The following is a 20400-nucleotide window of genomic DNA, read 5'->3' as shown; positions in this document are numbered from 1 at the left end:
CTACTCCGCAAACGAATCCTCGCCCAACCATGACCAGCCGCACCAAGCCAGATCACGAAACTTGTGCCAGAGCCAATTTTGAGCCGCCGTTGACACCCGTGTACTTTCACACAGCGCCCAGGCAAACGACGAGGAAGCGTCCCGTCCAAGCAGTCGGACCTTGCATGTACCTGGACCGCTAAGCAATTTGCCAGGCAAGAGTGAGGCGAGCCGTTGCTCCTCAACCTGGACAGCAGCGGTGCCGCGATCGGGCAACACGTAATCCGGCTCAGAACAGCCGGCGAGTAGCCCTACCGCCATGCCGAGCCGAGCGGCGAATCGACGAGCCATCCATCGATCATCGCACCTCGATGGCTGGGAGGCGCTCGCTTGGCTTTTCGGAAGGTCGGTGACCCGCACAACTTGTCGACAATCCGCATCGCGCGACGCCACCGGCAGCTACTGAATGCCGATCATGCTGGTTGGCGGGTGTGATGGCCCAGTACCCGGGTCAACAGGTGGGTCAGTAGGTCGCGCTCGTCGGTCGAGAGCGGTGCGAGTAGCTCGTCTTGCACCTTGGCTAGCTGCTTTTCCAGCCGTCGAAGTTGCCGTCGCCCGGCTGGGGTGATGGTGATGATGTTGCGCCGCCGGTCGGCCGGGTCGGGGGCGCGGTTGACGAGTTCCCGGTCGGCGAGTTCGTTGATCGCCGCGACGATGTCGCTGAAGTGGATTCCGCTGCGGCGGCCGAGCGTCGCCTGGCTGGCGGGCCCGAACTCGTCCAGGGTCGCGAGCAGGCGGTAGTGGTAGCCCCGGGCGTCGACTGCCGCGAGCCCGTCGCTCACCAGCCGCCCGGCGTGCATGGCGGTCTGGGTGATCAGCCAGCTCGGCAGGCTGGTCAGGCCGGCAGGTGCCGCATCTTGGGCCGGAGGTTCCATGTGGCCAGCCTAACAAGTCTCGTTGGTGCGACTAACAAACTCGGCCCGTTGGTCCTGCTAACGTTATCGGCACAAACGTTAGGGCATCTAACGAGAGGGAAGCTTCCGGAGATGACCATGATCAAGCCGTTCCGTATCGACATCCCCCAAGCCGACCTCGATGATCTGGCCGATCGCCTGGCCCGGACCCGCTGGCCCGATGAGCTGCCCGACGCCGGATGGGACTACGGCATCCCACTGGCCCGCGTGCGGGAGCTGGCCGAGCACTGGCGTACCGCGTACGACTGGCGCAAGCACGAGGCCGAGCTCAACCAGTACCCGCAGTTCACCACCGAGATCGACGGGCAGAACATCCACTTCCTGCACGTGCGGTCCGCCGATCCGGACGCGCTGCCGCTGATCCTCACCCACGGTTGGCCCGGCTCGGTCGTGGAGTTCCTCGACGTGATCGGTCCGCTGTCCGAGCAGTTCCACCTGGTCATCCCGTCGATCCCGGGATTCGGCTTCTCCGGCCCGACCCGGGAACGCGGCTGGGACGTCACCCGCGTCGCCCGCGCCTGGGCCGAGCTGATGCGGCGGCTCGGCTACCAACGGTACGGCGCCCAGGGCGGCGACTTTGGCTCAGGAATCTCCAGGACGTTGGGCGGGGTTGCCCCGGAGAACGTCGTGGGCGTACACCTCAACTACCTACCCACGCCCCCGCCGCCCGGCTGGGCGGGGGAAGCCGATCTGTCTGAGCAGGACCGGGCTCGGCTGGCGCGGATCAAGCAGCTCATGGCTCAGCGGCACCCCCACCAGGTCCTCTACTCCACCCGTCCGCAGACGGTGTCCTACGCGCTGATCGACTCACCTGTTGGTCAGTTGGCGTGGATCGCCGAGAAGTTCACGGAATGGACCGACCCACGATCCACGATCACCACCGACCGCATCCTCACCAACGTCGCGCTCTACTGGCTCACCGCCACCACGGCGTCAGCGGCGCGGCTCATCCGTGAGAGCGCGTTCGGCGGACGACCCTTGCCCTGCCCGCCTCCCGTGGGCGTCGCCGTGTTCGCGCACGACATCACCCTGTCCGTACGCCCCCTCGCCGAACGGGCGTACACGATCACCCACTGGAGCGAGTTCGACCGTGGCGGCCACTTCGCCGCGATGGAGGTGCCCGACCTGTTCATCGACGACGTACGGGCATTCTTCAGGAACCTACGGGGTGCACCTGCCAAGGAGTCGACGCGGGTACCGTCGAGCCCGGGACTGTAAAAGGGATCGGAGAGGTTCGGCTCGCGCGTGTGGTTTCCCGTTGACCATGGGGATTCAGGCGGTCAGCTGCCGCTGTTTGGTGAGGTAGACGCTGCCGTCGGAGGTGCCGGCGGCGGTGAGGGCATAGCCAGCGCGTTCGTACAGTTTGATGTTGCGCGTGCTGCGGTGGCCGGTGAACAGTTCGCAGTGCGTGGTCTCCTCGGGGGCCTGTTGTTCGACGCATGAGAGCAGCCAGGAACCGATGCCGTTCCCGGCCTGGTCGGGAGCCACCATGAGGCGACCGATCAGCCACGCCCGCTCATGTGCCCGGGCTCGGACTGCCGCGACGAGGCGTCCGTGCCGACGTACGCACCACAGGTGCCAGGTTGACATCGATGCGCGCAGGTCGTCGAGTGTCTCCCGTAGCGGCTGCAGGTCGAGGGTGTCGTTCGCGAGGGCCTCCTGCACCCAGCAGCACCGCTGGAGTACGAGCAGTTCGGCCAGGTCGTCGGGTTGGGCAGTGGTCAGCCTCAGTCCCTCGACCGGCCCGGGAATGGCTGGGCAAACGCAGAATCGGATGTGGCGGTACCCGAATCGTTCTCGATCAGGGCCGCTGCGGGGGAAGATCTGGACCGGCGAGTTGGGCGACGGCTGGGTGGTCCGCCCCACCGTCGTCGACGCCCCCGCCACGGCGCGGGTGTGCCGCGAGGAGATCTTCGGACCGGTCGTCACCGTGCATCCGTTCGACACCGAGGCCGAGGGCGTCTTCCTGCCAACGACACGCCGTACGGCCTCAACGCCATGCTCTTCACCGAGAACCTCAGCCGCCGGCCGGTCGTTGGAGTTGCGTTTGGGCATGGGGTGTGTCGACGACGCGGCGTGCGATCCTGCTGGTGCGGCATGGCGTGGTCCCGTGGGGTCGTGGGGTTGGGTGCTTTGTGTGGCTGAGCGCGGCTCGGTATGTTTGTGCGCCGTGGTGTGGTTCACAGACGCGGATCTCGGCGGGATGGCGGGAAGCCGTTCGTACGCACGGGGTCTCGGTTATGTCGATGCGGTCACCGGGCTCGGTGAGTTGCCGGACGGGGTGACAGCGACGGTGCCCGGAATGGGCGGCCGGTACCGGGTCCGGTTGACCGGCGAACTCGCCAGAGAGCTCGACGGCGACTGCACCTGTCCGTACGGCCAGGAGGGAAACTTCTGCAAGCACTGCGTTGCCGTTGGGCTTTACCTGCTACGGACAGCCGATCCGGCTCCCGAGCAGCTGGGTGACGTTCCGGTCGGCCGGACGCGCGGCGGCGCGAAGTTCGATGTCCGAAGCTTTCTCAGCACGATGGCGCATGAGGACCTGGTCGATCTGCTGGCCCAGCAGGCGCAGCACGACCCCGGCCTGTACCGCAAGCTGCGGCTGATGGCTCTGACTGCGGCGCATACCCCTGACCTGACGGCGCTGGACCGGCAGGTGGAGCTGCTCGCGGTCGACTGGCTCGACTACGACGCGGCGGACGATTACGCCGGTGGTGCCGATGATCTGCTCCAGGCGGTGGAGCGACTCCTGCCGGCATACGCCAGCGCGGTGCAGCCGCTGCTGCGCCGCGCGATGCGGCTCCTCGGCGAGGCGGCGAACGTGGCCGAGGGCGACTCCTATCCGATCACTGCGGCAGCCGGGCAGGCTTGGGAGCTCTACCTTCGGGCCTGCGAGACGGCACCCCCGGACCCGGTCGAGTTTGCCGACTGGCTTGTCGGCTTCCAACTCACCGGCCCGGACTGGCCAGACCTCTCCCTGACCGAGGTGGTGAAACTGCTCGGTGACGCCGGCCTAGACCGCTATCGTGAACGCCTGGCGGCGGTACCTGGAGATAGCCCCGGCCGGTGGCGGCTGCGGCATCTCCAGGAGGAACTGGTCTCGGTGAGCGGAGATACCGACGCCTTGATCAAATTTCTGGCCGAGGACCTCTCCGGCCCGCAGCAGTTCGTCCGGATCGCCCAACTGCTGCGCCGCGACGGGCGTAACGATGAGGCGATCGACTGGCTGGAACGAGGCTTCGCCACCGGCCGCGGACCACACGATCACCGCCTGACGACCCTGGTCGACCTGCTGATCGAGGTGTACACGCAGACCGGCCGGGATGGCGAGGTGATCGGGCTGCGGGAGCGGCACTTCACCGCTGCGGCGGACGGGAGCACCTACCGGGCGCTGCGTACCGCTGCCGAGCACACGACCGAGTGGCCGGTAATGCGGGCCCGGGCACTGGATCTGCTGCGCCGCCAGGCGCGAGGCCAGGCGGACTGGTATGCCGCGGACACCCTGGCTCGGGTGCTGCTCGACGAGGACGAGGTCGCCGAGGCATGGCAGGTGGCTCAGGATCACCGCTGCACGGAGCCGGTACGGCTGGCGGTCACCGCCCGCCGCGCCGAGACCCATCCGGCCGACGCCATCGCCGTCTACCGGCCGGTGGTCGCCGCCGCGATCCAACAGACCACCAACGCCGGGTACGAACGAGCCGCCCAACTGCTGCTGACCATGCGCCCCCTGTTCGCCCGCACCGGCGAGGACTTCGCTGGCTACGTCGCCCAGCTCCGCGGGGCCAACCGCCGCAAACGGAACTTCATCGCCGAACTAACCCGCAACGGCCTGTGAGCCCACCGGGCCGCGGCCAGCCGTCAACACAGAGAAAGAGCAGCCTGCCTGGGTCGCCAACTCAAGCCCGTGACCTGGCCAACGGGTCGGCAGCGGGTCGCCGGCTACCGCAATGATCGTTTTCGCATTCTGCATCGTCAGGCCCACTCCAAGTCGTGATCTCGCTACTGACCGGTGCTTTTGTGGTTCGGGTAACCGGAGGCCCGCCCAATAGGTGGCGGTACGCGAACCGCGCTGCGGCCCGGGTCGGCTCGTTCATGCGTTAGTCGGGATGCGACGCTGGAGACGTGACCTCCTCGCTCGCGCGTCGTGTCTACGAAGCCTGCCACTTGACCGGGTCGTTCCGCCTGCGTTCCGGGCAGGTGAGTGCGGAGTACTTCGACAAGTATCTGTTCGAGGCGCAGCCCGGTCTGTTGCGCGAGGTAGCCGAGGCGATGGTCGCCTTGCTGCCGGAGTGCGACGTGCTGGCGGGGATGGAGATGGGCGGCATACCGATCGCTACCGTGATGTCGCAGCTGACCGGGCTGCCGACGGTCTTCGTTCGCAAGCAGGCCAAGGAGTACGGGACCGGCAAGGCGGCCGAAGGCGGCCCCGTGGAGGGTCGGCGCGTCGTGGTGGTCGAGGACGTGGTCACGACCGGCGGGGCGCTGTTGGCGTCGTGCCGACAACTGCGAGCCAGTGGCGCCTGGATTGATTCGGTGCTCTGCGCCATCGATCGCGAGCAGGGTGGGCGGGAGAATCTGGCGGCCGAGGCGCTGCGGTTACGCGCCGCGCTCAGCCGTCGCGATCTGGAGTCCCTCTCGTCGGTGTGACAGCTGCGCTGCGGAACCCGCATGATCAGCGGGTGGATACGGCACGCCGCATCATCGTCGCGCTCGACTTCGACAACGTTCATGACGCCGAGGCGATCGTCGACCGGCTGGGTGACGCTGGTCAGTCGTACAAGGTGGGCCTGGAACTGCTGACCGTGGCGGGTCCGGCGCTGGCGGCCAGGCTGGTCGGGGAGGGCAAGGATGTCTTCCTGGATCTCAAGCTGTTCGAGATCCCGACATCGGTCGCTGGCGCCGTCGCAGCCGGTCGGCTCGGCGCGACGATGGTCACCGTGCACGCCATGGGCGGCTCCACAATCATGGAAGCAGCGGTACGCGCAGCCTCCGACTTCCCGCAGCTGCGCGTCATCGCGCTGACCGTCGTCACCAGTCTCACCGACACCGACCTTGCCGCCATCGGGCTGAGCGCCACGATCGACGAGCAGGTCCTCCGGCTGGCCCGACTGGCCAAACACGCCGGCTGTCACGGAGTGGTCGCCTCACCGCAGGACGCAGCGTTGCTGCGCGCGGAACTCGGCCCGGACATGCTGATCGTCACGCCAGGCGTGATGCTGCGGCCTGAGCTGGCCGCCGTGACCACCGCCGACCACACCCGGCCGGCGCATCCGGCGGCCGCGATCCGCGCGGGCGCGACGCACATCGTCATCGGTCGCCCGTTGACCCGCGCACCAGACCCAGCAGCCGTCCTCGCCCATCTTGAAGACGAGCTGGGTAGGCTTCAGACACACAGCTAACGGCTTGCCGTCATGGTGCCGCACGCGTCTGGTGACAGAATGTGGCACCACTTTGGCAACCCCCGGGGTCGGACCGTGTACCCGAACCGCCATATCACCGTATGGTGTCTGTATGGCGGTTAAGAAGGTGACGGTTACCCTCCCCGAGGAGTTGGTGGCGGCGCTTGGTGCGGCGGCCCGTGAAGACGGCGTCCCGCTGTCTCGGCTGGTAGCCAGTGCGGCAGAGAGCGAGCTCCGGCGGCGGGTCGGGCGGCGCCTGGTCGCGGACTGGCAGGCCGAGCACGGTGCGTTCACCCTGGAAGAGATCGCCGCAGCGCGGGCGGAGATGGCCGCTGCCGACGCCCAGGCACTCAGCGGGCCCGGTCAGGCGGCAGCGTGAGCATTCCGTACGTCTACGACGCCGGGGTGCTGCTTGCGATCGATGGCAATGATCGGCGAATGTGGGCGATCCACCACCTGGCCGTCGAAGAGGGGCGACGCCTGCTCATCCCCTCCGTCGTCGTGGGACAGGCGTGGCGCGACGCTCGCCGTCAGGTCCAGCTCGGCCGGTTCCTGCACAGTTGTGAGGTTGTCCCGGTCGGCCTTGAGCTGGCGAAGGCGGCTGGCGTGTTGTGCGGCAAGGCCGGCACGCGCGACATCGTCGACGCCAGCGTGGTCACCGTCGCTCTGGCCTGTGGCGCGATCGTCTTCACCAGCGATCCGGAAGACATCGCGCAACTGTCGGCCGCCTCGGACGCCAAGCCGGGGCTGGTCATTCGCCGCCTCTGATCACGGCGGATGCCGATGATGTCTCGGCCGCGTCTCGCCCTCATCGTCGGCACCCTGATGCTTGTCTCAGCTTCCGTGGTCGGGTGCTGTGCTCCCGCGGTCCTGGAGCCCCGACCACCGTGGGGTGACCCGGTCGCCGACCGGGCAGAGTGGGACCGGACCTTGCCGTGGCTGCTCGCTGCGGGCGGCGGCTTCCTCCTAATCGCATTTCCTCTCCTGGCCTACGGGCTCGTTGGGTGGCGAATGGAGCGGCGCGCTCGGGTCGCGGCGAGAGGTGGCTGTCGACAGCAACGCCGACAGCCACCAGCCCGGACGAGGACAGCCGCCAGCGGCCGAGCGCGGATCGTCGCCCGAGGTCGCGTACGCGGATGGATGCTGCTGGACGAGGCGCCCAGAACTTACAAGCGCGGGCTCACCGGCTGCGGGCTAGCCACTAGCGGCCGACCCGGATGCGGTCGGCGGGGTACAGCTCGCGGGAGCCGTCGGCGCGGAAGACCACCAGGACCGGGACGCCTTCGCCGATGTCCAACTCCTTGCGTTCGCCAGGAGTGGGCATCCGGGCTGAGGCGGTGTCGCCCTTGAGCAGGGTCACCGTCTCGGTCGGTTCCATGCTGCGGACGAAGGTGCCGCGCGGGGGTTGGACGATCACGAGCCCTTCCGACCGGAGCAGGGAGATGGCCTGCCGGACGCTGGTCCGGCTCAGCCCATACTCCTGAGCCAGTCGCAGCTCGCTGGGCAGCGACGCACCGGGGAGATCCGGTGCGGCGTGTCTCGTACGAGGAGTACCTGCCCGCCGTGGCGATGACCCTCGCGCGGCGGCACCGGCCGGTCTGGTCCTGGCAGCGCTGGCGGTGAGTTTTTCCGGTGCGGAGCCGAGCTGCCATGTCGCGCCCGGCATCGGATTCCGATCAATCGTGACCACTGGCCGCAGGAGAGTGCGCAGTGAACGACGGACAGGAGCAGGCGATCCTCGCGGTGCACGTCCCAGGGCTCGACGGCATGTGCGCCGGCTGTCGTGCCTGGTGGTCGCGGCTGACTCCGTACCCGTGCTGGCATGCGGATGCTCCGGTGTCGTTGGCCCTCTACCTCGTCCAGGCCGCCGAAGACATGCCCTGGACGCCGGCCGGCGTGTTGCACCACCGCTTCCCCGGCTGGACCAGACGGGTCGAGCGATCGAAGCCAGCAGTACCGCAGCGACGTACAGCAACCGTGCCACCCGAACCCGACCGATACCACCGGCGCAGGAGTTGAACGTCGCGTGAGCCTTGATGATCCACTGTTGGACCGCGCCGCGATCGAAGACGCCTTCCGCCGTCTCGGGGACCGGTTGGCCCGGCGAGGTGTGGTCGCGGACCTCTACATCTTCGGCGGCGCTGCCATCGCTCTGGCCTACGGCGCACGACTGGCGACTCGTGACATCGACGCGGCTTTTTTAGCCGCATGGCATCGTGCTGGACGAGGCCAGGCCGGTAGCGGACGAGCTCGGGCGGGTTCAGCCGAGCTGCCACAGAGCGGAACCGATGACGACCACGGCCAGCAGGACCAGCAGGATCAGGATCGCCAGCAGCAGGTCACGGCCCCGCATGGGTCCGGAGCGGGTCATCCCGTCGGCGAACCGCGAGAAGTCCTCGACCTGGCCCGCCGCCGTCAGCCCGACCGTCTCCTCCACCTCCGGCAGCGGCGGCGGCGCCGACACCGGCTGGGTCTGGTAGCGCGGCTCGATCCGGGGCGGCAACTGCCGGTAGCGGTCGTCCATGTCCCCGAGTGTCGGCGCGGCCGTCAATGAGAGCGGGGCCCTGACCGGGCACGGAGGGCGCCGGCCAGGGCCCCGGGTGTGGACGCGGATCAGCCGACGCTGACCAGTCCGATGTCGAGCACCGTCTCCGCACCCTGCACGAGCTGCACCGGGTGGGCCTGGGCCGCCTGCTGCTCCGGGCTGTCGTAGGTGACGAACACGTCGGAGTCGGTGGCGTCGTCGCCCACGTCCGCGGTGGTGAACCGGTGGGTGGTCGAGACCAGGCTCGCCAGCAGCTCGTGCTGCCCGTCGTGCAGCGCCAGCCGGTACGTGCCGTCGGAGTTCACCGTGACGGCACGCATGGTTCCGCCGGACGGCTGCACCGACAGGGCCAGCTCACCGGTCGACAGCCCGGTCTCCTCCGGGTCGCGCTGGCCGTCGGCGTCCGCGTCCAGCCAGACCCGCCCGCTGAGGTACGCCGGCGTGCCGTAGACGAAGCCACCCTCGTAGGTGTTGCCGCGCGGGTTCTCCCCGGGCGTGCTGGTGGAGACCGTGACGGTCACGGGCAACCGGTCACCCGGCTGACCGCCCGCCGGCACCGGGCCGCTGAACGAGAGCACCGGGGTCTCCTCGCCCGGCGCCAACGGCCCGTTCACGCACTCCCACTCCTGGTCGGTGACGATGGTGGTGCACTGCCAGGACGGGTCGGACTGGTTTCCGACGCCCCCCAAGGGGCCGGTGGGGGCGGCCACCCGGACGCGGACGTCCTCGGCGGTCCGGCTGCCGCTGTTGCTGAACCGCATCGGGTACTTGACCCAGTCCCCCTCGATCACCTCGTAGCCGGGGATGGGAATGACACTCGACACGTACAGGTCGGGGTAGGTCACGCTCGCGTCGTAGGTGACCGTCTGCCTGGCCGAGTTGTTCCGGGTGTTCGATTCCCTGTCGGTGGACGTGACGGTGGCGACGATGTCGCCCGCCTGGCCGTCCGTGCCGGGCCGGAACTGGACACCGAAGGTCATCGGAGCGGCGTTCTGTCCCGGCGCGAGCGCCGGGTGGGTGCAGATCATCGTGGGGCTGAGCACGCACTGCCACGCGTCCGACGCCGGGCCCTCGCCCGCGACGTACGCGGTCGCGGGCAGCTGGACGGTCACGGTAATGCCGTTCGCGGTCGCGACCCCCGCGTTCGCGACTGTGATGTCCGTCATGAAGGTCTCGCCCTGCACGGGGATCCGCGCGCGGTCGACGGTGAGCCCGACCGTGAGGTCGGCGCGGTCCGCCGCGGCCGACGCGGGGCTCGCGGCGGCCACCGATCCGACGGTGGTGGCGAGGGCGACCAGCGCGAACGCCGCGCCGGAACGTCGTTGGAGGAAATTCATGCAACTCCCTGTCCGAAGGGGACGGTGACCCGGGCGCGGACACCTGGGCAGGGGCCCGAAGACAGCCAAGATCGCCGATGCTTCCGAAGGTACGGCGACACGCCGGGCCGGGGCGTTACATCCCTACAACGACAACTGACCACGGACGGGGCGCCCCGGCTGCCCGGGGCACCCCGCGACGGCGAAGTGTCCGGAGTATGAACGGCCGACACGACGCTGGCGACCCATCGGTAGCATTCAACGGCGATGGTCCACAGCGAACAGTTGGTGACGCACGGCCCGGGCACCGCCCTCGGGGTCGACGGCTGCACCGACGCCGTCGAGGTGGGGCGGGGCGGCTTCGGCGTCGTCTACCGGGCCTGGCAGCCCGACTTCTCCCGGTGGGTCGCGGTCAAGGTGCTCGCCGCCGACTGGCACGGTCCGTCCCGCGCCCGCTTCGAGCGGGAGCTACGGATGCTGGACCGGCTCTCCGACCACCCGCACATCGTCACGCTGCACCAGGCCGGCCGCACCGCCGCCGGCAACCCGTACCTGCTGATGGCGTACGAGGAGGGCGGCTCGCTGGGCGACCGGCTGCGCGGCGGCGCGGCCGGCGACTGGCGTGCGGCGGTCGCCGGGGGCATCGCGGTGGCCGGCGCGCTGGAGACCGCGCATCGCGCGGGCATGCTGCACCGCGACGTCAAACCCGAGAACATCCTGATCTCCGGGTACGGCGAGCCGAAGCTGGCCGACTTCGGGCAGGCCCGGCCCCGCTCGGCCCGCCCGACCAGCGTGGACGGGAAGGTGACGGCGAGCGTGCTGCACGCCGCGCCGGAGGTGCTGCGCGGCGGACCGCCGTCGGTGGCCGCCGACGTCTACGCGCTCGCCTCGACCGTGCTGCACTGGATCCGCGGCGCCCCGGCCTTCGCCCCCGCCGACGGGGAGGCGCTGGACTCGCTGCTGCGCCGGATCACCGTCGACCAGGTGCCGGACCTGCGCCCGCTCGGCGTACCCGACGGGGTGTGCGCGGCGTTGGAGCGCGCGCTGGCCAAGCACCCGGCGCGGCGGCCCGCGACGGCCGCCGCGTTCGCCGAGGAGCTGCGCGCGGCGCAGGCGGCGGCGGGCCTGCCGGTGACCCCGTTCGTCCTCGGCGGCGTCGGCGGCGACCCCGCCGGACCGTCGCCGCAGCGGGCCGCCGGCGAGGCCACACCCATGTCGTTGACCGACCGCCGCCGGGCCGCCCTGGCGCTGTCGGCCACCGTCGCGCGCCAGCCGTTCCGGGTACGCCGGCACGCGCTGGTCCGCTCGCTCGGGCTGCTCGGCACGCTGGCCTCGGTGCTGGCCACCGGCTCCTCGCGGGCGCTGCCCACCCCCGCTCCGGTGGAGCTGCCGGCCCAGGTGGCCTTCGGCGAACTGGAACTCAACGCCGAGTCGCCCAAGCAGGTGGTGGCCGTCCGCAACCGCGACGACCGGCCGGTGCGGTTGACCGGGCTGGCACTGACCGGGCCGTCCCGGGGAGACCTGCGGATCGTCACGGACGGGTGCACGGCGCAACCCCTCGCGACGGGCGGCCGGTGCGCGGTGCGCCTCGTCGCCGTCCCGCGCGCCGCCGGGCCGATCCGGGCGTCGCTGGAGGTGACCGCGGCCGGCCTGCTGCTCTCCACCCCGGTCGTCGGCACCGGCCGGCCCCGGCCGGCGAGCCGGGACGACGCGCCACCCGGCCCCTGCTACGCCGACGCCTACCAGGTCGGCGCGTCCGCCTACGGGCACGCCGGCGGCCTGCGGGCGATCTCCGTCAAGCAGTACTGGTCGCCGAGCTGCCACGCCACGATGGCGTACGTCTGGGTGTGGAAGCAGTACCGGGACAACGAGGCCACCAGCGGCGGCACCTGGACCGTCGACCTGGCGGTACGCGCCGACCGGCCCACGAAGGCCCGGCAGCGTGCGGTCGGGCAGCCGTACGAGCTGTGGACGGAGCCGTACCCGTCGGCGGGGTGGTGCACGGCGGCCACGGCGACGGTGACCGCCGACCGGTCGAAGGCGGCCACCACCGCGACCACCGAGACCTGGTGCGGCCGGTGACGGACGGCTACTTCGAGGTCCACGGGGTGGGCGCGCTCCGGCTGGTGCCGCTGACCACCGACGCGCTGACCATCGGCCGGGCGCCCGGCAACGAGCTGCCCATCGACAGCAGGCTGGTCTCCCGGCTGCACGCCCTGGTGGAACGCTTCCCGTCCGGCTGGACGATCCGCGACCTGGGCAGCACCAACGGCACCACGGTCAACGGCGGGCCGGTGCGGGCGGCCCGGCTGCTGCGCGACGGCGACCGGGTGGAGATCGGCCCGGCCCGGCTGATGTTCCGCGCGCCGTCAGAACTCACCGACACCCAGACGCTGGGCGTCGAGCCGCCGCCGGCGCCGCCGGCGCTGACCCGGCGGGAGCAGGAGCTGGTCGAGGTGCTCTGCCGCCCGTATGTCGAGGGCGGCACCGCCTTCCCGGAACCACCCACCGTGCGGGCGCTGGCCACCGCGCTCGGGGTCAGCGAGAGCGCCGTGAAGAAACACCTGGCCAACCTGTACGACAAGTTCGGGCTGGTCTCCAACGACGAGCGGCGCCGGGCCCGGCTGGCCGGGGAGGCGGTGCGCCGCGGGGCGGCCGGCCTGCCCGGCGGCTGACGTACGCGTGCCCTCCGGGCCACGCGCCACGCGGCCCGGAGGACACACCCCCCTGTTTCCTCCAAGCGCGTCACGTCCGCGAGGACCCGACGACGTCGCTGGCGCACGTCTGCTCAATGCGCCGGGCGGCCGGGCCGGAGGACGTGGCCGGCGGCGCCCGCCAGGAATCACACCAGGCCGGGCGGCCCGCCGACAGGTGTCGAAAAGGGGAAGGTTTCCGCCCCGGCGGAACCACCCTGGACTCCGGCGCGACCTGGCGGACGATCTCGTGCACGTTGCCCTGGGTGGGCAGCCCGGCGCCGACGTCGAGGAACTGGCGTACCCCCTGCTCGGCGGCGTGCCGGACGGCCCGGCGCAGGAAGTGGCGGTTGGCCTGGGTGGCGACGCCGGTGTCCGGGAAGATCGACAGGATCTGCTCGGCGGCGGCCCGGTCGGCGGCGAAGTTGTGGCACCCGCCCAGGAAGTAGTCGTACATCCGGGCCACGTTGGGCCCGCGGTCGACATCGATCGGCGCGGTCACCGGCCACTCCCCTCCTCGACGGACGTCGCGCCTGCATGTCTAGCACCCGCAGCGACGTTACGCTGACCCGTCGTGTCGGCGATCCGGCTACCTCCGCCGGTGACCGCCGTACGACGGGGGCAGCGGCGAACGGCGGGCGGGCTCAGCCGGCCAACTCCCTGACGTGGCGCAACCCGGGGCGGCCGTCGAGCAGCACCTCGCCGGCCGGCGTGAAACCGGCCCGGCGCAGCACCGCCAGCGAGCCGGGATTGTCCAGCGTGGCCGCGGCGGTCAGCCGGGTCAGGCCGTACGCGTCGCGGGCCAGGTCACAGACCTGTCGTACGCCGGCGGTGGCCATGCCTCGCCCGGCGGCCCGTTGGGCGACCCGGTAGCCCAGGTCGGCGCCGCCGTCGGCGACATCGACCAGGTTGAACCGGCCCAGCACCTCGCCGTCGTCGTCGACCAGGACGTGGAAGTGGAGCTGGCCGGCGGCCTGCTCGGCCAGCAGTGCCGCGTGCCGGGCGTCGAACTGCGCGAAGTAGTCGTCGCCGCGGTCCGGCACACTGCGGGCGAAGTACGCCCGGTTCTCCCGCTCGAACCGGAGCAGCGCGGGAGCGTGGTGGGCCGTCAGCCGCTGCAGGTCTGGCACCCGGCCACCCTAGCCGGCTCTGAGCGGCCGCCCCCGGCGGCTGTGCACTCACTCGGACGAAGGTCAGGGCCAAACCCTCACCATCGCACGGTGCCGGCCGTCTCGGTGATTCGTACCGTCTGGCGAAGGTAAACGGGGTATGAACGTTTGGTGGGGTGAGTCATGATGCAGACCGGCACGACGGACATTCCCGACATCAGCGTGGAGTGGTACCGCGACATCGCCGACGTCGCGGGCTCCTCCCCGGCACCGGTGCAGTGGTTCGCGGTGCACTTCACCGAGGGAGCGATCCTGCTGCTCGGCGTGTTGTTCCTGCTCGCCGCCGCACCCCAGCTGCTGCGCGGCGGCCCGTGGGAGCGGGCGGTCGCGCTGGTCGCGCCGGTCACCGTGGTGCTCGCGTACGGAAGCAGCGAGGCGTTGAAGGGCCTCTTCGACGAGGAACGACCCTGCCGGAGGGCGGCGACCGTCGTGGCCGGACACTGCCCGCCGGTCGGTGACTGGTCCTTCCCGAGTAACCACGCCACCATCGCCGGGGCGCTCGCCGCGGCCACCCTGCTGCTCTCCCGCCGGCTCGGGCTGGTCGCCGTGCCGCTGGCGCTGTTCGCCGCGCTCTCCCGGGTCTTCGTCGGCGTGCACTACCCGCACGACGTGGCCGCGGGCCTGCTCCTCGGCACCCTGGTGACGCTGGTCGGTACGCCACTGGGCGCCCGCCCCGCCGCTGGCCTGCTGGCCCGCCGCACCGCCCACCCAGGCCCCCTCCCGGCCACCGCCGACCGCCCCTGACCCACCCCACCCGGCCACGGCCCGGCCGGCGGCCCCGGTCACGGCGCGGCGCCCGGGGGGGGCTGGATGCGTCGGCGGGGACGGGCGGGTGGGTGGGGGTGGGGTGGGTCAGGTGGGGAGGAGGTGGGCGGTGCAGGTGCCGAGGATCAGGAAGGGGCCGAAGGGGAGGTGGCTCGACCAGCTGACCCGGCGGGCCAGCAGCAGCCCGAGGCTCACCACCGCCGAGAGGGCGAAGGTGAGCAGCAACCCGGCCACCAGCACCGGCCAGCCGTACCAGCCGAGCAGCACGCCCACGCTCAGCGCCAGTTTCGCGTCGCCGAGGCCGAAGCCGCGCCGGCCGAGCAGCAGCGTGGTGGCGGCGAACGCCAGCCCGAGCCCGGCCCCGGCCGTCATGGCGCGCAGCCAAGGGGTGGGCCCCGGGCCGGTCAGCGCGGCCACCCCGAGCAGCGCGGCCGTGCCCGCCGCGGCCGGCCAGGTGAACCGGTCGGGCAGCCGGTGCACGGCCAGGTCCACCAGCGCCAGCGGCACCGCCCAGCCGAGCCACCAGGCGAGCGCGGCCCGCTCGGCGAGCGTCGCGTCGGCCAGCGCCAGCACCGCCAGGGCCGCGAGAACGGCCAGCTCGACGCTGCCCGGCGGCGCGCCGACCCGCGCCCCGCAGGCCGGGCACCGGGCCGCCGGGCCGAGCCCCGGGCGGCCGAGCCGGATGGGTAGGCCGCAGCCGTCACAGCCCGCCCGGGTCGGCGCCCCCGCGGGTACGCCGTGCCGGGCGACGACGAGCCGGAGCACCGGGGTCACGGCCAGGGCGACGAGGACGCGTACGGAGAGTGACTCCCGGACCCGGCTCGGGTGACGATCCCGCGCCGACGGTGGGTGCGGATCGGTTGCGCCCACCGGGCCCCCGCATTCCAGGGAATCCCCCGGCGTGGGTTTCCCGGCGGGGGGACGGATCGGGCGAGGCGCATCGACAGGTGCGATATCCTCCGGCCGCGTCGCCGGGTCGGCGACCGGGACCGGCCGATCGGCGGTGTCGCCACCCCGACCGGGCGCGGCAACCCGCCCCGGCGTGCCGGGCTCGCCGTCGGCCACCCCTGATCACCTCCACTCATCACTGAGAGTGTTTGATTGAATTGCCTCTGTTGCATCGTCGGACGTGAGCCTATGCTCGCCCCTTGGGTACGGCGCAACCCCCGTCAACAGCGTCGGAGGCCACGCGAGACATCGGGTTCCACCGGTTCGTAGAAGATCCGCACAGGTAAATGCAGCAGCGGGAGATCGAGGTCCGGACGGCATGATCCGGGCGTGCTGCCGCATGCCCGGAGGCCGCCGGAAACGAGCCGCCGGGTGGCACCGAGGAGGGCACGGCATTGCGTACACGGCATCCCCGCCGATGGACAACCTGCCTGGTCATCGCCACGGTGGTCGGGTCGACCGCTGGCTGCGGCGGCGCGTCGCAGCCGGCCGCCGGGCCCGCCGCCCGCAAGCCCGCCGCCGAGCCCCGGCGTTCGACCGATGAGGAACGGGCTGCGGAGAAAGCGGCGCTCACCGCCTATTCCGGATATCTCACCGCGTCCCGGGAGGCGAGCCGCAGCAGCGACCCGCGCCATCCGGCGCTCACCCGTTTCCTGGCCGACCCGCTGCTCACCCGGGTCCGGGTGGCGATCGGTCAGGCCCGGACGCACGGCGCGGTCCGCATCGGCACGTTGCGCTCCGACCCCACGGTGACCTCGGTCAGCCTGGGCACCATCCCGCAGACCGTGGAGATCCAGGACTGCCTCGACGCCACCGGCTACCGGCTGGTGTACGCCAAGGACCGGCGGGTGGTGCCCGGCTCCGGCGGCAGCCGCCACCTGGCCACCGCCACCGCCACCCGGTACCCGGACGGGCGCTGGCTGATCAACTCCGGCGCCGCCCACCAGGACCAGCCGTGCTGACCTGGGGAGGAGGGCGCGTCCCGGCCCGCGGACCCCGGGCCGGGACACCCCGCCGGCTGCTCGCCGGGACGCTGCTGGCCCTGCTGGTCGCGCTCGCCGCGCCGCTCCCGGCGGCCGCCGGGGGGCCGGGGACGGAGTGCCCGCCCGGGCAGAACGACTGCAGCATCTGGGACGACGACCCGGGCACCCCCGGCGGTCCGGGCGGCGGCGGGGACACCGGCGGCGACCCGGGTGGCGGCGCCAGCCCGAAGTGCCAGTGGAAAGGCAGGCCCCTGCCCTGCTACAACGAGTTCCTCGGCTGGTTCAACAACGCCGACGGCTGCTACTACAAGCTCGAGGAACCGCAGCCGGCGGACACCCCCGAGGGCAAGCAGTGGTATCTGGTCACCTGCAACGGCGGTGACCTGGGTGACCAGCACGAGGAACTGCGCGACGCGCCGCCGCCCGGGTACGGCACCCCGCCCGACCCGGAGGAGCTGGCCCGCCGCGCCCTGGCGTCGATCTCGCTGCTGCCGCCCCGGATCGCCGTGGCACCCCGCCGCAACACCGGCCCCGGCCTGGTCGGCCTGCCGGTCTGGATGTGGGCCAGCCCGGGGGCGAACTACTTCGGCCCGATCGGCGCCGACGCCGAGGACCGGGGTCTCCGGGTGGAGATCACCGCCAGGGTCGACCGGATCGGGTGGACCATGGGCAACGGCGTCGAGATCACCTGCGCCGATGAGGGCACCCCGTACGACCCGAAGGGGCGCCGCGCCGGGAAGACGTCGCCGGACTGCGGCTACGACCCCGGCTACCCGAAGGCCGGCACCTACCAGGTCAGCGCCACCACGTACTGGTCGGTGACCTGGCGCGGCGGCGGCGAGAGCGGCGTGATCCCCCAGACCCGGACCAGCGGGACGATTCCGATCGAGATCGACGAACTTCAGGTGGTAACCCGATGAGCCTGGTCACCCGAGCCGGCACCCCGGTCGACGCGCCGGTCGCCCCGCCGAAGGTGCTCCGGCAGCGCCGCACCCGTCCCGGCCTGCTGGGGCTGGCGGTGCTGCTGATCGCGTTGGGCGGCCTCGGCGCGGCCTTCGCGGTCACCTCCGTCCGGGCCACCGGCAGCTACCTGGCCGTCGCCCGCCCGGTCGAGGTCGGTCGGCAGCTCAGCGCCGACGACCTGGTCAGCGTGCAGGTCTCGGGCGGGGCCGGGCTGGCCCCGGTGCCGGCCGGCAAGCTGGCCGAGGTGGTCGGGAAGCGGGCCGCGGTGGGGCTCACCCCCGGCACGCTGCTGACCATGGGGCAGCTCACCGACGCCCCGCTGCTCGGCGCGGGGCAGCAGCAGATCGCGCTCGGCTTGAAGCAGAGCCAGGTGCCCGCCCGTAAGCTCCATCCCGGCGACAAGGTGCTGCTGGTCAGCACCCCCGCCGGCAACGACGACAGCCAGGCGCCGGGCACCCGGTTCACCGGCACCGTGATCGACACGGCCACCCCGGAGAACGACGACGTGGTGGTCTACGTGGCGCTGTCCGCCCGGGACGTGCCGGCCGTGGTGGTACTGGCCGCCCAGGAGCGGATCGCCCTGGTGCTGGTCGAGGCGGCCTGACCATGGCGATCATCGCGCTGGTCTCGGCGAAGGGCTCGCCCGGCGTCACCACCTCCGCGCTGGCCTGCGCGCTGAGCTGGCACCGGCGGCTGGTGCTCGCCGAGTGCGACCCGGCTGGCGGCACGATCCTCGCCGGCTACCTCGGCGGCGCGCTGGACGGGCCCCGGGGCATCGGCGAACTGGCCGTCGGCGAGCTGCGCGACGGCAACCTGGAGGCGGCCTTCTGGTCGCAGCTGGTCGACCTGGACGCGCCGAGGCGGGAACGCCTGCTGTTGCCGGGCGTGATCGACCCGGCCCAGGCGGGCAGCGTCACCCCGCTCTGGCAGCGCTTCGCTGACTTTTTCGGCAGCCCGGAGAAGGGCCGACCCCCGTACGACGTGATCGTCGACTGTGGGCGGCTCCAGGTGCCCGGTCCACCGTGGCCGATCCTGCGCGCCGCCGCGGTGGTGCTGCTGGTCACCCGGGCCCAGCTGCCCGACCTCTCCGCCACCCGGTCGACGATCCGGGCGATCGAGCGGGACTTCACCGAGCACCGGGTGCCCCCGGGCACGCTGCGGTTGCTGGTGGTCGGCGACGGTCACGGCAAGGGCGAGATCGGCAAGGCGCTGCGGGTGCCGGTGATCGGCATGTTGCCGACGGACCCGCGTACCGCAGAGGTGCTCAGCCTCGGCGGCACCGTACGCGCCGGGCGGCCGCTGATGCGCGCGGCCGGCGCCCTGGAGGTGCCGGTCCGGACGCTGCTGGACCACCGCCGGGCCCGGCTGGCCTGGCCCACGCCCCAGGAGGTGCCAGATGTGGTGTGAGCGGCCCGGGGAGGCGCGTCATGCGGTTTGAGCCGGTCTCCCACGACCCGCGCCAGCAGCCGGGGGCCACCTCGACGATGCCACCGCTGCCCTCGGGGAACGGCCGGCACCATCCGCCGGCACCACCGGTCGCGCCGCCCGCGCCCGCCCCGCCGTCGCGACCGCGGGTGGACTTCGCGGTGGTGCGCGAGCTGCGCCGGGAGCTGAGCGAACGGCTCACCCAGTGGCAGCGCGGCCGCGAGTTCGACGCGAACGCCGAGGAGGTCGAGCGGGCCCGGCTCGCGGTCGCCGTGGTCTCCAGGTACGCCGACTCGGTGCGCCGGGCCGGCACCCCGATGGCCGCCGACGAGGAGCGGATCCTGCTCGACCAGGTCACCGCCGAGCTGGTCGGGCTGGGCCGGCTCCAGACGCTGCTGGTCGACGACACCATCGAGGAGGTGCACATCCTCGGCTGCGACCAGGTACGCGTCACCCGGCACGGCGGGGGCGTCGACTGGGTCGAGCCGATCGCCGACAGCGACGACGAGCTGGTGGAGATCCTCCAGGCGGCGGCCCGCCGGGCCGGGGCGACCGAGCGGTCCCTGTCGACGTCCAAGCCGACGCTCGACCTGCAACTGCCCGACGGCAGCCGACTCGCGGCGGTGTTCCTGGTCAGCCACCGCCCGTACGCGGTGATCCGCAAGCACAACACGCTGGACGTGAGCCTGGAGGAGATCGCCGGTGCCCGCCCCGACCTGGACGAGATGATCGACCCGCTGCTGCGCGACTTCCTCCGGGCGTCCATGCGGGCGGGGCTGAACATCATGGTCGCCGGGCTGGCGGGAGCGGGGAAGACCACGGTCATCCGGGCGCTGATGGACGAGATCCCGCCCGACGAGCCGTACGTGCTGCTGGAGGAGAGCCGGGAGCTGCTGCCGGCCCGCCGTGGTCCCAAGCACCGGGCGGTGATGAGCTTCGAGTCCCGCGAGGGGCACGGCGAGCGCGGCCTCGACGGGCGGCCGGCGGGCGAGGTGAGCATCGCCGACCTGATCCCGGTGTCGCTGCGGATGGGCGTGCTGCGGATCATCGTCGGCGAGGTCCGGTCCCGGGAGATCGTGCCGATGCTCCAGGCGATGACCACCAGCCGCGGCTCGCTGTGCACCATCCACGCCCGTACCCCGGCCGGCGTGAGTTGCCCTGTGTCAAGCCGCCGTCGGGGCGTCGTCGGTTTTGTCCTTGTTGAGGATGTTTTGGAGTGCGCGGTGGTTGGCGGGGTCGTA

21 protein-coding genes and 3 pseudogenes are annotated in these 20400 nt (G+C 71.8%); 16 read left to right on the top strand and 8 right to left on the bottom strand.

Annotated elements, in window-relative coordinates; genetic code table 11:
* Positions 1-452: 452 nt before the first annotated feature.
* Entirely contained in the window at positions 453-914 is a 462-nt protein-coding gene (locus tag ABZ807_RS30815) for a MarR family transcriptional regulator (RefSeq protein ID WP_357165794.1), read from the bottom strand.
* Between the two features lie 117 nt (positions 915-1031).
* On the opposite strand from ABZ807_RS30815, the gene ABZ807_RS30810 reads away from it, so the two are divergent.
* Positions 1032-2171, top strand: a complete 1140-nt coding sequence (locus ABZ807_RS30810) for an epoxide hydrolase family protein (protein ID WP_357165807.1) — start codon at positions 1032-1034, stop codon at positions 2169-2171.
* Between the two features lie 54 nt (positions 2172-2225).
* Here ABZ807_RS30810 and ABZ807_RS30805 read toward each other — a convergent pair whose 3' ends face one another.
* Positions 2226-2882 (bottom strand): GNAT family N-acetyltransferase, encoded by a 657-nt coding sequence (locus tag ABZ807_RS30805; RefSeq protein WP_357165791.1) that lies wholly within the window; start codon positions 2880-2882, stop codon positions 2226-2228.
* Here ABZ807_RS30805 and ABZ807_RS30800 point away from each other — a divergent pair.
* The 6 genes and pseudogenes from ABZ807_RS30800 to ABZ807_RS30775 form a co-directional block, all read left to right on the top strand.
* Positions 2806-3357: pseudogene (locus ABZ807_RS30800) on the top strand (aldehyde dehydrogenase family protein); the annotation flags it as partial. The gene ABZ807_RS30805 and the pseudogene ABZ807_RS30800 sit on opposite strands and share 77 nt — an antisense overlap.
* A gap of 123 nt (positions 3358-3480) precedes the next feature.
* Positions 3481-4788 carry a hypothetical protein gene (locus ABZ807_RS30795; RefSeq protein WP_357165810.1) on the top strand — a complete coding sequence of 436 codons (1308 nt, stop codon included), beginning with the start codon at positions 3481-3483 and terminating at the stop codon, positions 4786-4788.
* A gap of 287 nt (positions 4789-5075) precedes the next feature.
* Positions 5076-5600 carry an orotate phosphoribosyltransferase gene (pyrE, locus tag ABZ807_RS30790; RefSeq protein WP_357165788.1) on the top strand — a complete coding sequence of 175 codons (525 nt, stop codon included), beginning with the start codon at positions 5076-5078 and terminating at the stop codon, positions 5598-5600.
* Between the two features lie 32 nt (positions 5601-5632).
* Positions 5633-6352: an orotidine-5'-phosphate decarboxylase gene (gene pyrF / locus ABZ807_RS30785; protein ID WP_357165785.1), complete on the top strand. Its 720-nt coding sequence runs from the start codon at positions 5633-5635 to the stop codon at positions 6350-6352.
* A 112-nt stretch (positions 6353-6464) separates the two neighbouring features.
* A complete protein-coding gene (locus tag ABZ807_RS30780) occupies positions 6465-6731 on the top strand; it encodes a hypothetical protein (protein ID WP_357079872.1) in 267 nt (88 codons plus the stop codon).
* A complete protein-coding gene (locus ABZ807_RS30775; protein WP_357165782.1) occupies positions 6728-7120 on the top strand; it encodes a PIN domain-containing protein in 393 nt (130 codons plus the stop codon). Before ABZ807_RS30780 ends, ABZ807_RS30775 begins: the two co-directional genes overlap by 4 nt.
* Before the next feature lie 433 nt (positions 7121-7553).
* On the opposite strand, the gene ABZ807_RS30770 is transcribed toward ABZ807_RS30775, so the two are convergent.
* On the bottom strand, positions 7554-7859 hold the full coding sequence (locus ABZ807_RS30770) for a GntR family transcriptional regulator (RefSeq protein ID WP_357165804.1): 306 nt from the start codon (positions 7857-7859) through the stop codon (positions 7554-7556).
* A 317-nt stretch (positions 7860-8176) separates the two neighbouring features.
* On the opposite strand from ABZ807_RS30770, the pseudogene ABZ807_RS30765 reads away from it, so the two are divergent.
* Positions 8177-8371 (top strand): annotated as a pseudogene (locus tag ABZ807_RS30765) (hypothetical protein); the annotation flags it as partial.
* A 241-nt stretch (positions 8372-8612) separates the two neighbouring features.
* On the opposite strand, the gene ABZ807_RS30760 reads toward ABZ807_RS30765, so the two are convergent.
* Positions 8613-8876 (bottom strand): hypothetical protein, encoded by a 264-nt coding sequence (locus ABZ807_RS30760; protein WP_357165779.1) that lies wholly within the window; start codon positions 8874-8876, stop codon positions 8613-8615.
* An 89-nt stretch (positions 8877-8965) separates the two neighbouring features.
* Positions 8966-10234 carry an SdrD B-like domain-containing protein gene (locus ABZ807_RS30755; protein ID WP_357165776.1) on the bottom strand — a complete coding sequence of 423 codons (1269 nt, stop codon included), beginning with the start codon at positions 10232-10234 and terminating at the stop codon, positions 8966-8968.
* Positions 10235-10480: 246 nt separating this feature from the next.
* On the opposite strand from ABZ807_RS30755, the gene ABZ807_RS30750 reads away from it, so the two are divergent.
* Both ABZ807_RS30750 and ABZ807_RS30745 read left to right on the top strand, forming a co-directional pair.
* Positions 10481-12295 (top strand): serine/threonine-protein kinase, encoded by a 1815-nt coding sequence (locus ABZ807_RS30750; protein WP_357165773.1) that lies wholly within the window; start codon positions 10481-10483, stop codon positions 12293-12295.
* Positions 12292-12888: an FHA domain-containing protein gene (locus tag ABZ807_RS30745; protein WP_357165770.1), complete on the top strand. Its 597-nt coding sequence runs from the start codon at positions 12292-12294 to the stop codon at positions 12886-12888. Before ABZ807_RS30750 ends, ABZ807_RS30745 begins: the two co-directional genes overlap by 4 nt.
* Positions 12889-13117: 229 nt before the next feature.
* Here ABZ807_RS30745 and ABZ807_RS30740 read toward each other — a convergent pair.
* Both ABZ807_RS30740 and ABZ807_RS30735 read right to left on the bottom strand, forming a co-directional pair.
* Positions 13118-13408: pseudogene (locus ABZ807_RS30740) on the bottom strand (SAM-dependent methyltransferase); the annotation flags it as partial.
* 142 nt (positions 13409-13550) lie between these two features.
* On the bottom strand, positions 13551-14036 hold the full coding sequence (locus tag ABZ807_RS30735; RefSeq protein WP_357165767.1) for a GNAT family N-acetyltransferase: 486 nt from the start codon (positions 14034-14036) through the stop codon (positions 13551-13553).
* A 165-nt stretch (positions 14037-14201) separates the two neighbouring features.
* Here ABZ807_RS30735 and ABZ807_RS30730 point away from each other — a divergent pair, with 165 nt between their 5' ends.
* Positions 14202-14819: a phosphatase PAP2 family protein gene (locus ABZ807_RS30730; protein WP_357165764.1), complete on the top strand. Its 618-nt coding sequence runs from the start codon at positions 14202-14204 to the stop codon at positions 14817-14819.
* Positions 14820-14927: 108 nt separating this feature from the next.
* Here the strand turns inward: ABZ807_RS30730 and ABZ807_RS30725 are convergent, their stop codons facing one another.
* Complete coding sequence (locus ABZ807_RS30725) at positions 14928-15620, bottom strand: A24 family peptidase (RefSeq protein ID WP_357165801.1); 693 nt, start codon at positions 15618-15620, stop codon at positions 14928-14930.
* A gap of 563 nt (positions 15621-16183) precedes the next feature.
* Between ABZ807_RS30725 and ABZ807_RS30720 the strand changes: the two genes are divergently transcribed.
* From ABZ807_RS30720 to ABZ807_RS30700, 5 genes are all read left to right on the top strand, one after another.
* The gene (locus ABZ807_RS30720) at positions 16184-16750 is read left to right on the top strand and encodes a hypothetical protein (RefSeq protein ID WP_357165761.1); all 567 of its coding nucleotides are present in this window, start codon (positions 16184-16186) and stop codon (positions 16748-16750) included.
* Between the two features lie 56 nt (positions 16751-16806).
* A complete protein-coding gene (locus ABZ807_RS30715) occupies positions 16807-17691 on the top strand; it encodes a hypothetical protein (RefSeq protein ID WP_357165797.1) in 885 nt (294 codons plus the stop codon).
* Positions 17688-18338, top strand: a complete 651-nt coding sequence (locus ABZ807_RS30710) for an SAF domain-containing protein (RefSeq protein WP_357165758.1) — start codon at positions 17688-17690, stop codon at positions 18336-18338. The genes ABZ807_RS30715 and ABZ807_RS30710 overlap by 4 nt, the downstream gene beginning before the upstream one ends.
* Positions 18339-18340: 2 nt before the next feature.
* Positions 18341-19141, top strand: a complete 801-nt coding sequence (locus ABZ807_RS30705; RefSeq protein WP_357165757.1) for a ParA family protein — start codon at positions 18341-18343, stop codon at positions 19139-19141.
* 20 nt (positions 19142-19161) lie between these two features.
* The coding region (locus ABZ807_RS30700; RefSeq protein WP_357165754.1) for an ATPase, T2SS/T4P/T4SS family at positions 19162-20400 on the top strand (1239 nt) is incomplete at its 3' end.

Source organism: Micromonospora sp. NPDC047548 (genome assembly GCF_040642975.1).
In the GTDB taxonomy this organism is placed as follows: Bacteria; Actinomycetota; Actinomycetes; order Mycobacteriales; family Micromonosporaceae; genus Micromonospora.
The sequence above is the reverse complement of the archived record's forward strand: the minus strand, read 5'-3'. Positions and strand labels throughout refer to the sequence as shown.

Excerpts from the sequence above, each read along its gene's own strand:
- ABZ807_RS30815 (WP_357165794.1), bottom strand. The coding sequence starts at position 914 with ATGGAACCTCCGGCCCAAGATGCGGCACCTGCCGGCCTGACCAGCCTG.
- ABZ807_RS30810 (WP_357165807.1), top strand. The coding sequence starts at position 1,032 with ATGATCAAGCCGTTCCGTATCGACATCCCCCAAGCCGACCTCGATGAT.
- ABZ807_RS30795 (WP_357165810.1), top strand. The coding sequence starts at position 3,481 with ATGGCGCATGAGGACCTGGTCGATCTGCTGGCCCAGCAGGCGCAGCAC.
- ABZ807_RS30780 (WP_357079872.1), top strand. The coding sequence starts at position 6,465 with ATGGCGGTTAAGAAGGTGACGGTTACCCTCCCCGAGGAGTTGGTGGCG.
- ABZ807_RS30760 (WP_357165779.1), bottom strand. The coding sequence starts at position 8,876 with ATGGACGACCGCTACCGGCAGTTGCCGCCCCGGATCGAGCCGCGCTAC.
- ABZ807_RS30755 (WP_357165776.1), bottom strand. The coding sequence starts at position 10,234 with ATGAATTTCCTCCAACGACGTTCCGGCGCGGCGTTCGCGCTGGTCGCC.
- ABZ807_RS30750 (WP_357165773.1), top strand. The coding sequence starts at position 10,481 with ATGGTCCACAGCGAACAGTTGGTGACGCACGGCCCGGGCACCGCCCTC.
- ABZ807_RS30730 (WP_357165764.1), top strand. The coding sequence starts at position 14,202 with ATGCAGACCGGCACGACGGACATTCCCGACATCAGCGTGGAGTGGTAC.
- ABZ807_RS30710 (WP_357165758.1), top strand. The coding sequence starts at position 17,688 with ATGAGCCTGGTCACCCGAGCCGGCACCCCGGTCGACGCGCCGGTCGCC.
- ABZ807_RS30705 (WP_357165757.1), top strand. The coding sequence starts at position 18,341 with ATGGCGATCATCGCGCTGGTCTCGGCGAAGGGCTCGCCCGGCGTCACC.